Source organism: Microbispora sp. NPDC046933, from assembly GCF_040644635.1.
Taxonomy (GTDB): Bacteria; Actinomycetota; Actinomycetes; order Streptosporangiales; family Streptosporangiaceae; genus Microbispora.
Genome location: NZ_JBEYWW010000049.1, coordinates 44,056 through 56,852, shown reverse-complemented (window position 1 = coordinate 56,852; position 12,797 = coordinate 44,056). Strand labels below are relative to the sequence as shown.

Below are 12,797 nucleotides of genomic sequence, written 5' to 3'. Positions count from 1 at the left end.
CTTGGCCCCGAACAGCTCGACCATCAGATCCGAGAAGCCGTGCATGACCGCCGGCTGGTCGTGGAACCCCGGCGCGCTGTTCACGAACCCCAGCCCCCGCCGGTTCCGCTGCAACTTCTTCCACGCTCCGGTTCAGACCGGGGCCAGGGCGGCCTCGGCCTCCAGGGTCGTGGCGACCGCGTTGACCACGGCCGCGATCTTGATGGCCTCCTGGACCTGCTCACGGGACAGACCGCCGGAGCGGACGACCTTCTCGTGGGACTCCAGGCACTGCCCGCAACCGCCGATCGCGCTGACGGCGAGGCTCCACAGCTCGAAGTCGAGCTTGTCCACGCCGGGGTTGCCGATGACGGTCATCCGCAGCTTGGCGGGCATCGTGGCGTACGTCTCGTCACCGATCAGGTGGGTCGACCGGTAGTAGACGTTGTTCATCGCCATGATGCTCGCCGCGGCCTTGGCCGCGGTGAACGCCTCCGCCGACAGATAGCCCGCGGCCTCGGCCGACACCTCGGCGATCACCCGCTGCGACCTGGTCGCGATCGCCGTGGCGAGCAGCGTCCCCCAGAGCTGCTGCTCGCTCAGCGACGAGGTGGTGACGAGCGACCCGAGGTTGAGCTTGATGTCCTTGGCGTACGCCGGAAGGAGCTCCTTCAGGTTGCCGATCGACATCAGACACCGGCCAGCAGCTTCTTGGCGTCCAGCGTCTCCTCGCCCTTGTTCCAGTTGCACGGGCACAGCTCGTCGGACTGGAGGGCGTCGAGGACCCGCAGGACCTCCTTCACGTTCCGGCCGACCGATCCCGCCGTGACCATGGTGAACTGGATCTCGTTGTTCGGGTCGACGATGAACGTGGCGCGCTGGGCCACGCCGTCCTCGCCGAGCACCCCGAGCGCCGACGACAGCTCGCGCCGGACGTCCGCCAGCATCGGGAACGGCAGGTCGCGCAGGTCGGGGTGGTTCTTGCGCCAGGCGTGGTGGACGAACTCGGAGTCGACGGAGACGCCGAGCACCTGGGCGTCGCGGTCGGCGAACTCGTCGTTCAGCCGGCCGAACTCCGCGATCTCCGTGGGGCAGACGAAGGTGAAGTCCTTCGGCCAGAAGAACACCACGCGCCACTTGCCGTCGTAGGTCTTGTGGTCGATCGTCTCGAACGCGTTGTCAGGGTCGAGCGAGACGCAGGCCGTGAGCTCGTACTCGGGGAACTTGTCACCCACGGTAAGCATGTCGATCCCCTTCCTCGGGACATCGTCGTCCCGGTCCTGAATCGCTGAATTTGTCCTGCTCAGATTGCCGGACCTACCATTGATCCGAGAAATTGAGCAGTTGGACCAATCTGAGAGGTGATCCCTATCAGTGAGCCCCTGCCGACCATAGCCCAGCTGCGGGCCTTCCTCGCGGTCGCCGACCATCTCCACTTCAGGGAGGCCGCCGCCGCGCTGCGGATGAGCCAGCCCGCGCTGTCCAGCGCGGTCGCCGCGCTGGAGGAGACCCTGCAGGTCCGGCTGCTCGAACGGACGACCAGGAAGGTGCTGCTGACCCCGGCGGGCGAGCGGGTCAGCGTGCACGCGGCACGCGTCCTCGCCGACCTGGACGACCTGGTGAACGACGCCGCGCGGACGCGGGAGCCGTTCAGCGGGCCGGCCCACCTGGGCGTCATCCCGACCGTCGCGCCGTACCTGCTGCCGCTGCTGCTGCCGATGTTCGCCCGGCGCTTCCCCCGTCTGAAGCTCATCGTGCAGGAGGCCAGGACCGAGACCCTGCTGGAGGAGGTCAGGGAGGGGCGGCTCGACATGGCCCTGCTCGCCCTGCCCACCGACGTGACCGGCCTGACCGAGGAACCGCTGTACGACGAGGACTTCCTGCTCGCGCTGCCCGCCGACCACCCGCTCGCGAACGACACCGAGCCGCTGGGCAGGGACGTCCTGCGGGGTCTGGACATCGTGCTGCTCAACCAGGGCCACTGCCTGCGGGAACAGGCCATCGACGTGTGCCGCGAGGTGGGCGCGAGAACCACCATGACCACGTACGCGACGAGCCTGCCGACTCTGGTCCAACTCGTGGCGGGCGGCCTCGGCGTCACGCTCATCCCCGAGATGACGGCCATGGCGGAGACCGGCAAGCCGGTCCCGATCGCGCTGCGGCGCTTCGCCCGGCCGCCCGGCCGCCGCATCGGCCTGACCTACCGCGCGACGGCGGCCAGGTCCGGCGAGTTCGCCCAGCTCGCCTCGGCCCTGCGCGAGGCGGTCCAGGCCGAGGGCCTGCCCGTCCGCGTCGTCTCCTGACCCGGGCGGAGGGCCGGGGGCGTCTGCCAGAATGATCGCGCTGCGCTCCTCTGCATCCCCCCACACCCCCTTCGGATGGAGATCCGCATGGCCACGCCGCAGGTGCGTCCCGGGCTCACCCACGAACGCGTCGGCGTGTTCGCCGACGCGATCTTCGCTATCGCGATCACACTGCTCGCCCTGGAACTCCCCCGCCCGGAGGCTGAGGACTTCGCGCGGCTCGGCTCGTTCCTGGGGGACCACCTCAGCTCCTTCATCGCCTTCGCCATGGCGTTCCTCATGCTGTGGTTCGCGTGGCGGGCCCATCACACCCTGTTCGACCAGATCGAGCGACTGTCCCAGTCCGCGGTCGCCCTGCACATCCCGCTGCTGTTCTTCGTGGCCTTCCTGCCGTACACCACGGCGATGTTCGGCGAGGCCAACCATCTGCCGGCCGGGGCCTCGGGAGGCAGGGCCCTGGTGATCGCCATGTTCGCCGCCAACGAGGCCGTCCTGCTGCTCTGCCAGGGCGCGCTGACCAGCCTGGTGATGGGGCAGCGCCTGTATCGGCCGGACACCGACCTGGCCCGGCTGCGCGTCAACGCCTGGGTCTACTGGGCGATCGGAGGCTACTGGCTGCTGACCGCCGTTGCGGCCGCCTGGACGTCCGACGCGGTCCCCTTCATGTGGCTGGCCACCCCGGTCGTGGCCTCCGGCGTGGTACGGCTGATCAGGAGGCGGTGAAGCCGCGCAGCACGTCGGCGATCTCGTCCACCTCGGTGAGCTTCCCCGACGCCACCGCGATCACGAAGTCGTAGGCGACGTCGTCGTCCCGCGGCTCGATCTCCACTCCGTTCTTCGCGCAGAAGACATACATCGTGAGCCATGCCGCTCGCTTGTTACCGTCCACGAACGGGTGGTTGGAGACGATCGAGTGCAGGATGGCCGCGGCCTTGGTCAGCACATCCGGGTAGGCGTCCCGCCCGAACAACGACGTCCGCGGACGCAGCAGCGCCGCCTCGAGAAGCCCGATGTCACGAACCTCGACCGGCGCTCCCGTCGCATGGCGGGCGATGCGCAGCGCCTGCTCAAGGCTGATGTAGCGGGTCACTCCCCCAGCCTTCGCAGGAGGTCCGCGAAACGCCGGGCCCCCTTCTCGGCCAACATATCGGTGTACTCGTCGTCGGCGACGCGCGCAAGGTAGTCGTCGATCGCGTGCAGGGCGATCTGCTGCATGCTCCGGCCTTCCTTCTCGGCGCGCCGCCGGAGGGCCTCGGTCTGCTCGTCGGTCAGGCGAAGCGTCATGGCCATACCTCCATCGTACGGCGCGGTATCACGCTGATACCATCAACCCAGAGTATAGGAGTGGTAACGCTGCGCTATCAAACTCGTCAGCCGGCGAGGCGGCGCAGGCGGGCGACCGCCTCGTCGATGACCTCGTCCCGTTTGCAGAAGGCGAACCGCAGGAAGTGACGGCCCCGCGCGGGGTGGTCATAGAAGACCTGGGTCGGGATGGCGACCACCCCCGCCAGCTCGGGCAGCCGCCGGGCCAGCTCCAGCCCGTCCTCGAAGCCGAGCGGCCGGATGTCGGTCTGCACGAAATAGGTGCCGGCCGGCCGGAGCACGTCGAACCCGGCCTCCGTCAGGCCCGTCACGAGGCGGTCCCGCTTCGCCTGCAGGGCCGCCCGCTGGGCCGCGACCCAGTCCATCTCCTCCCGCAGGGCGTACGCGACCGCGACCTGCCAGGGGGCGTTCGCGGTGAAGGTGAGGAACTGCTTGACCGCCTGCACGGCGCCCGCGAGCGGCGCGGGAGCGCACACCCAGCCGGTCTTCCAGCCGGTGACGCTGAAGGTCTTGCCTGCGGAGGAGATCATGACCGTGCGCTCGCGCATGCCGGGCAGCGTGGCCAGCGGCACGTGCTCGACGCCGTCGAAGGCGAGGTGCTCGTAGACCTCGTCGGTCACCGCGATCAGGTCGCGCTCACGGCACACGCGTGCCACGCGTTCGAGCTCCTCCCGGGTGAACACGGTCCCGGTCGGGTTGTGCGGCGAGTTCACCAGGATCGCCCGGGTGCGGGGGGTGACCGCGGCCTCCAGCTCGGCGGGGTCGAAGGTGAACCGCCCCGCGTCGACTCGCAGCGTCACCGCCCTGCGCACGGCTCCCGCGAGCGCGACGGCCGCGGCGTAGGAGTCGTAGTACGGCTCGAAGACGATCACCTCGTCACCCGGTTCGCAGAGCGCGAGGATCGCCGCGGCGATGGCCTCGGTGGCGCCGACGGTGACGAGGACCTCCCCGTCGGGGTCGTAGGCGAGGCCGTACCACTGCTTGCGGTGCTCGGCGACCGCCTGGCGCAGCTCGGGAAGGCCCGGCCCGGGCGGGTACTGGTTGAGGCCGCTCCGCACGGCCTCGACCGCCCGCTCCAGCATGCGCTCGGGTCCGTCGGTGTCCGGGAAGCCCTGGCCCAGGTTGATCGAGCCCGTCTCCACGGCCAGCTTCGTCATCGTGGCGAACACGGTCGTGCCGAACTCCCGCATCCGCCGCACCAGCGGCTCGCTCACAGGCGCCACCCTATCCGCCGGTACTCCGACTCTGAGCCCGCCCGGGAAAGACGCCGGACGGCGGGCGGGCGTTTATCGTGATTTCGCAAGAGGCCGAGAAAAGCGGTGCGGCGGCCGCCCGGCTTCCGGAGGGACTGACGGGTGAGCGTGGCGGTGGACAGGATCCGGCGGGTCGACGCGCTGCGCGGGTTCGCCGTGTGCGGGATCATGCTGGTCAACGCCTGGCAGCAGAGGGTGCGGCACGGGCCGACCTCGCTGGACTGGGTGATGGAGAACCTGTTCCAGAGCCGCTTCTACCCGATGTTCGCGTTCCTGTTCGGGTTGTCCTTCGCGCTGTTCCTGCGCTCGGCGCGGCGGCGCACGCGGCGGCCGCGCGTGGTCATGCTCCGGCGCCTGGCCGTGCTCGCCGCGCTGGGCGCGGCGCACATCCTGATCGACCCCGGCGAGGTGCTGCTGCCGTACGCGCTGCTGGGGGCGGTCGTCCTGCTCCCGGCGAGCCTCCTGCCCCGGTGGGCCGTGCTGCTGGTGGGTTGCGGCGCCCTGGTCGCCGCTGTGCTCGACCCCCGTCCGTACGTGCTGATCACGGCGCTGTTCCTGCTCGGCCTGGCCGCCGCCCCGGATGTGGAGGCGCGTGTGGAGGCGAGGAGCGGGCCGGCGCGCCTCGGCGGGGCGGACGGCCTGGGCAGCGGGCCGTTCCTCTGCGTCGTGTGCGTGGCGGCGGCCGTGCTCGCGGCCGGGCTGGGCTGGTGGTGGAACCACGCGCCGCCCGGCGGCGGGGTCTACCAGGCGGCGGCGCTGTGCGGCGCGGCGGCGTACGCGACGGCGTTCCTGCTGCTCGCCCGTCACGCGGCGGTGTTCGAGGCGCTGGGACGGATGACGCTGACCAACTACGTGACGGGCACGACGGTGATCGTGGTGGCGATGCCGCTGCTGGAGGCCGACGGCACGGGGGCAGCCGTCGTGGTGCTCGCCGTCGTCACCGTCGCCGCGCAGGCGGTCTTCTGCAGGTGGTGGCTCGCGCGGCACCGGTACGGCCCGCTGGAGTGGGTGTGGCGCACGCTCACCTGGTGGGGCACCTCGCGGGGCACCTGGTGGGGCGTGGCGACGACCGGGCAGACTGTGATCCGTGACCCGCGTAGCGCTGTGCCAGATCCCCGTCGACCACGATCCGGAGACCAACCTCGCGACCGTGCGTGACGCCCTCGCGCGGGCGCGCGGGGCGGACCTCGCCGTGTTCCCCGAGGCGACGCTCGCCCGGTTCGGCCCGGGGATCGTCGAGACGGCCCAGCCGCTGGACGGCCCGTTCGTCACCGGCCTGGCCGAGGCCGCGCGCGAGCACGGCACGGCCGTCGTCGCGGGCGTCTTCGAGCCCGCCGCGGACGGCAGGGTCTGGAACACCGCCGTCGCCCTGCGGGAGGACGGCTCGCTCGCCGCGGCCTACCGGAAGATCCACCTGTTCGACTCCTTCGGCGCGAAGGAGTCGAAACTGGTCGCGCCGGGGGACGCACCGGTGGTCGTGGAGCTGGCCGGGCTCAGGATCGGCCTGATCACCTGTTACGACGTCCGCTTCCCCGAACTGGCCCGCGCGCTGGTCGACCAGGGCGCGGACACGTTCGCGGTGATCGCCGCCTGGGGCTCGGGGCCGCTGAAGGAGGACCACTGGACGACCCTCGTGAGAGCCAGGGCCATCGAGAACACCACCTGGACCGTCGCGGTCGGCCAGGCGCCCAATCCCGCCATACCGGACGGGTTCGGTGTGGGCCGCAGCATGCTCGTCGATCCGATGGGCGTCGCCCGGCATGACCTGGGCGCGGGCCCCGGCGTGCTCATCGCGGAGATCGACGCCGCGTGGACCGGGACCGCGCGCGCCACCCTCCCCTCGCTCGAACACCGCCGGCTCGGAGTCCACAGATCGTAAACTTGGCCCCATGAGCGAGCCGGGACGCAGGACGCGGATGCAGAAGGTGGTTCCGCCACGGCTGCTCGTGCCGTACCTGTCGGGCCGTCGCACGATCATCTCCGGCTACGTGTACCGCGTGCAGGACTGCGACCGCCTCACCACCCCCGCCGCGCTCGTCGAGGCCCTCGACCTGTGCTTCGACGGATCGGAGCTGACGCCGGACGTGCCCGAGCTGTACATCATGCGCTGGGACGCGCGGGACATCGACACCTACGTCGTCCCGTACGGCCCGCACATGGGCGGTGATTGGAGCGATGCACCGCCCTTCACCGGGAACGGCTTCACCGCCTCGCGCGAGCAGGTGGTGCCGCAGTTCCACACGATGCCCATGCCGATCCCCGCGGGCGCGGAGATCGTCCACCTCACCGCGGCAGGGGAGCGTCCCTTCGCCGGGTACGACGGCCTGACCTGGCGGCCGGCGCGATGAGCGAGATGGAGCCCGCCGGCCTGGGATTCGTCGCCCGCTACCGCGACCGGGACTACGCCGCCGCGGTCGGGCCCGGCGGCGACGACGTGGTGCTGTTCAGCGAGACGCCGCAGGAGGGGTTCACCTCCGCGGGCGGCTACTGGCGGCTGCGGGTGAGCCGGTCAGCGCTGGAGCGGCTCACCCTGCTGCGTACGGTCGGGGCGTTCGGCGGCGAGCCGTGCCTCGTGCTGGACGAGGACGACGGCGGCGACGGCGGGGAGGGCGGCCTGCACATCGCCTACACCGGCCACAACGGCCTGAAGGCCGAGGCGCTCGGCTACTGGCTGGTGGACCACGGCGCGTACGAGGTGGTCGTGCCCCGCGACGAGGTCCACGCGATCCGGGTGGAACGCGTGCCGGTGCCGCTCACTCCTGACCGGGCGGACGGTCACGAGAACCCCTGAGGGACCCGAGTCGAGGCAGCTCGGAGGACGGTTCAGGAGCCGAGCGACCGGTAGCGGGCGAAGCGGGCCGCCATCCGCTCCCCCGCCGGGCGGTCCAGCAGGCCTGCGATCTCGTGTTCGAGCGTCCCGGCGACCCTGCGGCAGAACTCCTCCGGCTCGTACGCCGCGTCCGGCCGTTCCGGCACGATCCGGTCCACGACGCCGTCCCGCCGCAGGTCGGCGGCGCGTACGCCCTGGGCGGCGGCGATCTCGGGGGCGAAGTCGACGGTCCGGTACAGCAACGCCGACGCGCCCTCCGGCGGGAGCGGGGACAGCCAGGCATGCTGCGCGCAGACGACCCGGTCGGCCGGGAGCAGGGCCAGCGCGGCGCCGCCCGCGCCCTCCCCCAGCAGCAGGCACACGGTCGGCGCGTCGAGCATGACGAGGTCGGCCAGGCAGCGGGCGATCTCGGCGGCCAGACCGCCCTCCTCTGCCGCCTTCGACAACTCCGCCCCGCCGGTGTCGACGACCGTGACCAGCGGCAGGCCCAGTTCACCGGCCAGGCGCATGCCGCGCCGGGCCACCCGCAGCCCGGCCGGGCCGAGCGTGCTGCCCGCCCGCTGCCGCCGCCGGTCCTGGCCGAGCACGACGGCGGGCGCGGCGCCGAACCTGGCCAGCGCCAGCAGGAGGCCGGGGTCGCGCTCCCCCGTGCCGGTGCCGTGCAGAGGAGTCACGTCCCGTGCGCCGTATTTGAGCAGGTCGCGCACGCCGGGACGGTCGTCGCGGCGCGAGCGGGTGATGGCCTCCCACGCCGGGACCGGCTCGGCCGCCTCCTCGGGCTCCGGGCCGGGCTCCAGGCCCGCGCGCGGAGCGCAGAGCACGGCCAGCGTCCGGACGGCGATCTCCCGCGCGTCCTCGGCCGAGACCACGGCGTCGACCAGCCCGTGGGCGTAGAGGTTCTCGGCGACCTGCACTCCCCGGGGGAACGGGTAGCCGTGCAGCGACTCGAACACCCGCGGCCCGAGGAAGCCGATGAGCGCGCCCGGCTCCGCGGCCGTCACGTGCCCGAGCGAGCCCCACGACGCGAACACCCCGCCTGTCGTGGGATGGCGCAGGTAGACGACGTACGGCAGGCCGGCGGCGCGGTGGGCTGCGACCGCCGCGGTGATCTTCACCATCTGGGTGAAGGCCAGCGCGCCCTCCTGCATGCGGGTGCCGCCGCTGGCCGGGGCGGCGAGCAGCGGCAGGCGCTCGGCGGTGGCCCGTTCGACGGCGCGGACGAGCCGCTCGGCCGCCGCCACCCCGACCGAGCCGGCCAGGAAGGAGAACTCGCAGGCGGCGACGGCCACCCGGCGGCCGTCGAGCGTGCCCTCGCCGGTGACGACCGACTCGTCGTACCCCGTCCTGGCCCGGACGCGGGCGAGTTCGGCGGCGTACTCCGACCCGGGCGCGGCCCGGTCCCGCAGCGGCTCGTCCCACGACTTCCACGAGTGCGGGTCGAGCACCCGCGCGATCAGCGCCCGCGCGTCCGGCCTGCCCGAGTCGCCTTCGTTCATGGCGAACGCCGCTCCCGTTCGGCCAGCCAGTCGAGCACGGCGTCGTTGTCCTGGCCCAGGCCGGGAGGCGCGACATGCCTGTCATCCGAGGCTCGGCCGTCGAACCGCAGCGGCGGGCCGGGCAGCTCGACCGGGCCCAGCACGGGATGGTCGACGGTGACGAGCAGGCCCTGCGACCTGACCTGGTCCCAGGCGTACACCTCGTCGATCGACCGGATCGCACCCGCGGGCACGCCGACCTCCCGCAGCGCCGCGAGCCAGTGCTCGCGGTCGTGCGCCGCCAGCGCCTTCTCCATCTCGGCGATCAGCTCTTCCCGATGGGCGAACCTATCCCTGTTTGTCGCATATTTCGGCACTTCGGGATCGATGTCCAGTAGCTGCGCGACCTTACGCCACTGCCCGTCGTTGGCCACCGCGATCTGGATCATGCCGTCGGCGCAGCGGAAGGCGCCGTACGGGGCGATGGAGGCGTGGTGGTTGCCGCCCGCCTTCGGCACCGTGCCGCCGACGGTCCAGGCGGTGCCGTGGTAGGAGTGCACGCCCACGACCGACGCGAGCAGGGACGTCCTGACGACCGTCCCGCGCCCGGTGCGCTCGCGCTCGTACAGCGCCGCCACCACGCCGTACGCGCCGTGGATGCCCGCGAGCAGATCGGCGATCGAGGCCCCGACCCGGTATGGCTCGTCGGGCGACGGGCCGGTCAGCGACATCAGCCCGGCCTCCCCCTGGGCGATCTGGTCGTAGCCTGGCCGGCCGCCCTCGGGACCGTCGTGACCGAATCCGGTGATGGACAGGATCACCAGCCGGGGATTGAGCGCTTGGAGGCGCTCGACGGAGAACCCGAGGCGGTCGAGCACGCCCGTGCGGAAGTTCTCCACCAGCACGTCGCTCTGCCGTACGAGCCGCTCGACCAGGTCGCGGCCCTCCTCGGACTTCATGTCCACGGTGATCGACCGCTTGTTGCGGTTGGCCGCGAGGAAGTATGTGGATATGTCGTGGTCCGGGCCGACAAAGGGCGGGCCCCATCCGCGCGACTCGTCCCCCGACGGGTGCTCGACCTTGATCACGTGAGCGCCCAGGTCGCCGAGCATCTGCGCGCAGTGCGGCCCGGCGAGGGCCCGGGACAGATCGAGGACGACGATGCCGCTGAGAGGTCCCTGCACGGCCAGCCTCCACGGGGGTCGCTAAGGAGAACGTCCTTCGGTCTCCACCGGCAAGCCTGCCAGGCCACCCCGTCCGTACGACAGCCCGGCCCGTGCCGTACGGCTCGGCACTTCCGCCGGCCGCCGCCGGCGGCCGCGGACGTCCGGCCCCGGGACGTCAGCGGTGCGTGCGATGGCCGCGCATCTGGTCCACGAACCGGCGCAGCCGCTGCCGGTTCTCCGGATCGCGGGCCATGGTCTTGGCCTTCTCGACGTTCTCGTGGCCCTTGGGGCTCTTCAGGTAGTCCCTGATGCGCTGGACGATAGACGCCATTTGTAACTCACCATCCCGTTTGTGCCGTTACTGAACGGCTACCCACGGACACCGTCGCCAATCACCGGTGCGGAGAACATGCGGAGCGGTACCGTGAAGTCCGGGGACGACGTGCGGTGTCGGTACGCGACCTGGGGGCGAGACGTGGGATCGGATGCGCCGGGCACGGGGCCGTTGTCGCCGGACTTCAGCGGCATATCCCCCGGGCCCATGGATCGTTTCGTCAAGGAACTGGAGCACGCCCGCGGGGTCATCGGGGAACGCGCCGAGGCCGTGCGGAGGGTGTTCGCCGCGAAGGGAGTGCCCGCCACGTCCCTGAGCCCCATCGGCGAGGTCGAACGGTGGATCGACGAACGGCTGCCCGACCTGCGCCGCCGCCACCTGATGGCCGTGGGCCTCGCCCACGCGCCCGGCTGGTCGCCAGGCTCAATGGTGCCGTACGACGAGAAGAACCTCCTCGGCGTGGCCGAGGCCCGGCGGCTGGGCGGCGCGCTCGCCGCGGCGTACAGGGACGTCGACCCGAACGCCCCGTTCGACTTCCACCTCGTCGACAAGTACCGGAAAATCACCGAGGAGCTGGCGGCGCACGCCGACGACTCCGAGTTCACCGCCGCGTTCTTCGCCGGGATCGGCGTGCGCCGGACCATCGAACTGCCCCGGCGGCTGCGCCAGGTGCTGCAGGAGAACGTGGACGAGGCCGTGCGGACCGCGAGCCGGGCCTTCGGCTCGGCGGTGAGCGGAGGGGCCGCGGTCCCCGGCTTCGCGGCCGTCGCCGCCGCCGTACGCACCAGGGCGGACGACGAGGAGGACCGCAGGGACATCGGCGAGCTGCTGTCGGCAGGGCGCCTGCCCACCGAGTGGCTGGCCGAGGTGGTGTCCACACAGGTGTTCCTCCCCGGGGAGGAGACACACGGCGAGACGCTGACGCCGTACCTTGAGGCGCTGGCCGCCGACCCCGCGGCGGCGCGGCTCGCCATCGCGCTGGCGACCAGGAACAGCCCGCTGCCGAGGGACGCCGCCGCCCGCCTGCTCACGCGCCCGGGTCTCGGCCCGCGTGACCGGCGGCCCGACCTGGTGACGTTCCTGCAGGATCTGAACGACCGCGCGGCCGTGGACGCCACGTCCGCCGACGCGTTCGGGCGGATGCTCGCCGCCGCGTCCGGCGCGTACGACGAGAGGGACGGAGCCCACAGCGACGTCGCGGCGCGGTTCGCCTTCGCCGTCGTCACCGGGACCTCGGGGTTCCGCTTCGCCCCGCCCACGCGCGTCCATCTCGCCGAGATCGCGGGCGCGTACGCCACCGAGATCACCGAGGGCGCGAACCTCGGCGACTCCAACCAACTGCTGCCCAGCGCGTTCGGCCCGGTCGAGTCACGGGTGCCGGGCCTGTCGCCGGCGTTCAGGCTGAGCCCCGAGGACACCTACCGGTTCCTGCTCACCTTCGCCGGAAGCGAGGCGGACCGCAGGCCCTTCGACCAGGGAATGGGCGACCTCGCCAAGCGCCTCGTCGGCGTGAACGTGCCACCGATGGTGAAGGCCGCGGACCCCTCCCGGCTGGACGACGTGTTCGCCGCACTGGGCAACGTCCGCGGTTTCGAACTGGCCGCCGCGGAAAAGCACCTCAAGGCGCTCGACGACCTCGCGGAGCGGAACGACATGGCGGACGACATGGCCTGGGACGTCAGTCAACTGGTGCTCGGCAAGGCCCTGCCGCAGGGAGAACTGCTGTGGCTGATGCTCGACCAGGGCCGTGGTCTGCTGGACGAGATCAGCTCCGGCGAGGAGACGAACGTCGAGCGACTGCGCGACAGCGACGACGCCGAGACCCTGGGCCGCCAGCACACCGTGGCCGGGCTTCTCCTCGGTGCCGGGTTCCCCGCGGCCGTTTCGCCCAAGGACTACCAGGCCACATGCCCGCCCGGTGTCGCCATCGCCGACGGCGAGGGCAACCTCCGCCCCTTCCCCGCCATCTCCCGATCAGGCAACCAGGGCCTGCGAGCCCTCGACCAATGGTTCATCGCCAACGGCCTCGGCGGCGACAAGAAGGCGCTGGGAGGCGTCTCTGCTGACCTGGCAGCGCACTTCGAGGGTCAGAAGATTCAGGGACGTGTCCGGGCACTTCAATTCCGGCGCTAGC

15 protein-coding genes are annotated in these 12,797 nt (G+C 71.8%); 7 read left to right on the top strand and 8 right to left on the bottom strand.

The annotated features are described in order from the left end of the window. Positions 1-132: 132 nt before the first annotated feature. Together ABZ857_RS40040 and ABZ857_RS40035 are read right to left on the bottom strand one after the other, a co-directional pair. Positions 133-669 carry a carboxymuconolactone decarboxylase family protein gene (locus ABZ857_RS40040; RefSeq protein WP_357054746.1) on the bottom strand — a complete coding sequence of 179 codons (537 nt, stop codon included), beginning with the start codon at positions 667-669 and terminating at the stop codon, positions 133-135. Next, entirely contained in the window at positions 669-1,223 is a 555-nt protein-coding gene (locus tag ABZ857_RS40035) for a peroxiredoxin (RefSeq protein ID WP_357054744.1), read from the bottom strand. Before ABZ857_RS40035 ends, ABZ857_RS40040 begins: the two co-directional genes overlap by 1 nt. Positions 1,224-1,340: 117 nt before the next feature. On the opposite strand from ABZ857_RS40035, the gene ABZ857_RS40030 reads away from it, so the two are divergent. Together ABZ857_RS40030 and ABZ857_RS40025 are read left to right on the top strand one after the other, a co-directional pair. Continuing rightward, entirely contained in the window at positions 1,341-2,282 is a 942-nt protein-coding gene (locus ABZ857_RS40030; protein WP_357054741.1) for a LysR substrate-binding domain-containing protein, read from the top strand. 87 nt (positions 2,283-2,369) lie between these two features. Further along, positions 2,370-3,005 (top strand): TMEM175 family protein, encoded by a 636-nt coding sequence (locus tag ABZ857_RS40025; protein WP_357054738.1) that lies wholly within the window; start codon positions 2,370-2,372, stop codon positions 3,003-3,005. On the opposite strand, the gene ABZ857_RS40020 is transcribed toward ABZ857_RS40025, so the two are convergent. The 3 genes from ABZ857_RS40020 to ABZ857_RS40010 form a co-directional block, all read right to left on the bottom strand. After that, positions 2,992-3,372, bottom strand: coding sequence for a type II toxin-antitoxin system death-on-curing family toxin (locus tag ABZ857_RS40020; protein ID WP_357054735.1), 381 nt, complete (start codon positions 3,370-3,372; stop codon positions 2,992-2,994). The genes ABZ857_RS40025 and ABZ857_RS40020 overlap by 14 nt on opposite strands. After that, positions 3,369-3,572, bottom strand: coding sequence for a CopG family transcriptional regulator (locus tag ABZ857_RS40015; protein ID WP_357054733.1), 204 nt, complete (start codon positions 3,570-3,572; stop codon positions 3,369-3,371). Before ABZ857_RS40015 ends, ABZ857_RS40020 begins: the two co-directional genes overlap by 4 nt. An 80-nt stretch (positions 3,573-3,652) precedes the next feature. Next, positions 3,653-4,819 (bottom strand): pyridoxal phosphate-dependent aminotransferase, encoded by a 1,167-nt coding sequence (locus tag ABZ857_RS40010; RefSeq protein ID WP_357054730.1) that lies wholly within the window; start codon positions 4,817-4,819, stop codon positions 3,653-3,655. 141 nt (positions 4,820-4,960) lie between these two features. Between ABZ857_RS40010 and ABZ857_RS40005 the strand changes: the two genes are divergently transcribed. Genes ABZ857_RS40005 through ABZ857_RS39990 form a run of 4 tightly spaced genes read left to right on the top strand, consistent with a single transcriptional unit; the run spans position 4,961 to position 7,649 of the window. Further along, complete coding sequence (locus ABZ857_RS40005; protein WP_357054727.1) at positions 4,961-6,016, top strand: DUF418 domain-containing protein; 1,056 nt, start codon at positions 4,961-4,963, stop codon at positions 6,014-6,016. After that, positions 5,946-6,737 (top strand): carbon-nitrogen hydrolase family protein, encoded by a 792-nt coding sequence (locus tag ABZ857_RS40000; protein ID WP_357054724.1) that lies wholly within the window; start codon positions 5,946-5,948, stop codon positions 6,735-6,737. Before ABZ857_RS40005 ends, ABZ857_RS40000 begins: the two co-directional genes overlap by 71 nt. A 10-nt stretch (positions 6,738-6,747) precedes the next feature. Then, complete coding sequence (locus tag ABZ857_RS39995; protein WP_225898026.1) at positions 6,748-7,206, top strand: hypothetical protein; 459 nt, start codon at positions 6,748-6,750, stop codon at positions 7,204-7,206. Continuing rightward, a complete protein-coding gene (locus ABZ857_RS39990) occupies positions 7,203-7,649 on the top strand; it encodes a hypothetical protein (RefSeq protein ID WP_357054721.1) in 447 nt (148 codons plus the stop codon). The genes ABZ857_RS39995 and ABZ857_RS39990 overlap by 4 nt, the downstream gene beginning before the upstream one ends. A gap of 32 nt (positions 7,650-7,681) precedes the next feature. Here ABZ857_RS39990 and ABZ857_RS39985 read toward each other — a convergent pair whose 3' ends face one another. The 3 genes from ABZ857_RS39985 to ABZ857_RS39975 all read right to left on the bottom strand — a co-directional run bounded on the left by ABZ857_RS39985 (position 7,682) and on the right by ABZ857_RS39975 (position 10,660). Further along, positions 7,682-9,184 carry a carboxyl transferase domain-containing protein gene (locus ABZ857_RS39985; protein WP_357054718.1) on the bottom strand — a complete coding sequence of 501 codons (1,503 nt, stop codon included), beginning with the start codon at positions 9,182-9,184 and terminating at the stop codon, positions 7,682-7,684. Continuing rightward, positions 9,181-10,347 (bottom strand): CoA transferase, encoded by a 1,167-nt coding sequence (locus ABZ857_RS39980; protein ID WP_357054715.1) that lies wholly within the window; start codon positions 10,345-10,347, stop codon positions 9,181-9,183. Before ABZ857_RS39980 ends, ABZ857_RS39985 begins: the two co-directional genes overlap by 4 nt. A gap of 157 nt (positions 10,348-10,504) precedes the next feature. Continuing rightward, positions 10,505-10,660, bottom strand: coding sequence for a hypothetical protein (locus tag ABZ857_RS39975; protein WP_357054712.1), 156 nt, complete (start codon positions 10,658-10,660; stop codon positions 10,505-10,507). A gap of 210 nt (positions 10,661-10,870) precedes the next feature. On the opposite strand from ABZ857_RS39975, the gene ABZ857_RS39970 reads away from it, so the two are divergent. Next, a complete protein-coding gene (locus ABZ857_RS39970) occupies positions 10,871-12,796 on the top strand; it encodes a hypothetical protein (RefSeq protein ID WP_357054709.1) in 1,926 nt (641 codons plus the stop codon). Position 12,797: the final 1 nt, after the last annotated feature.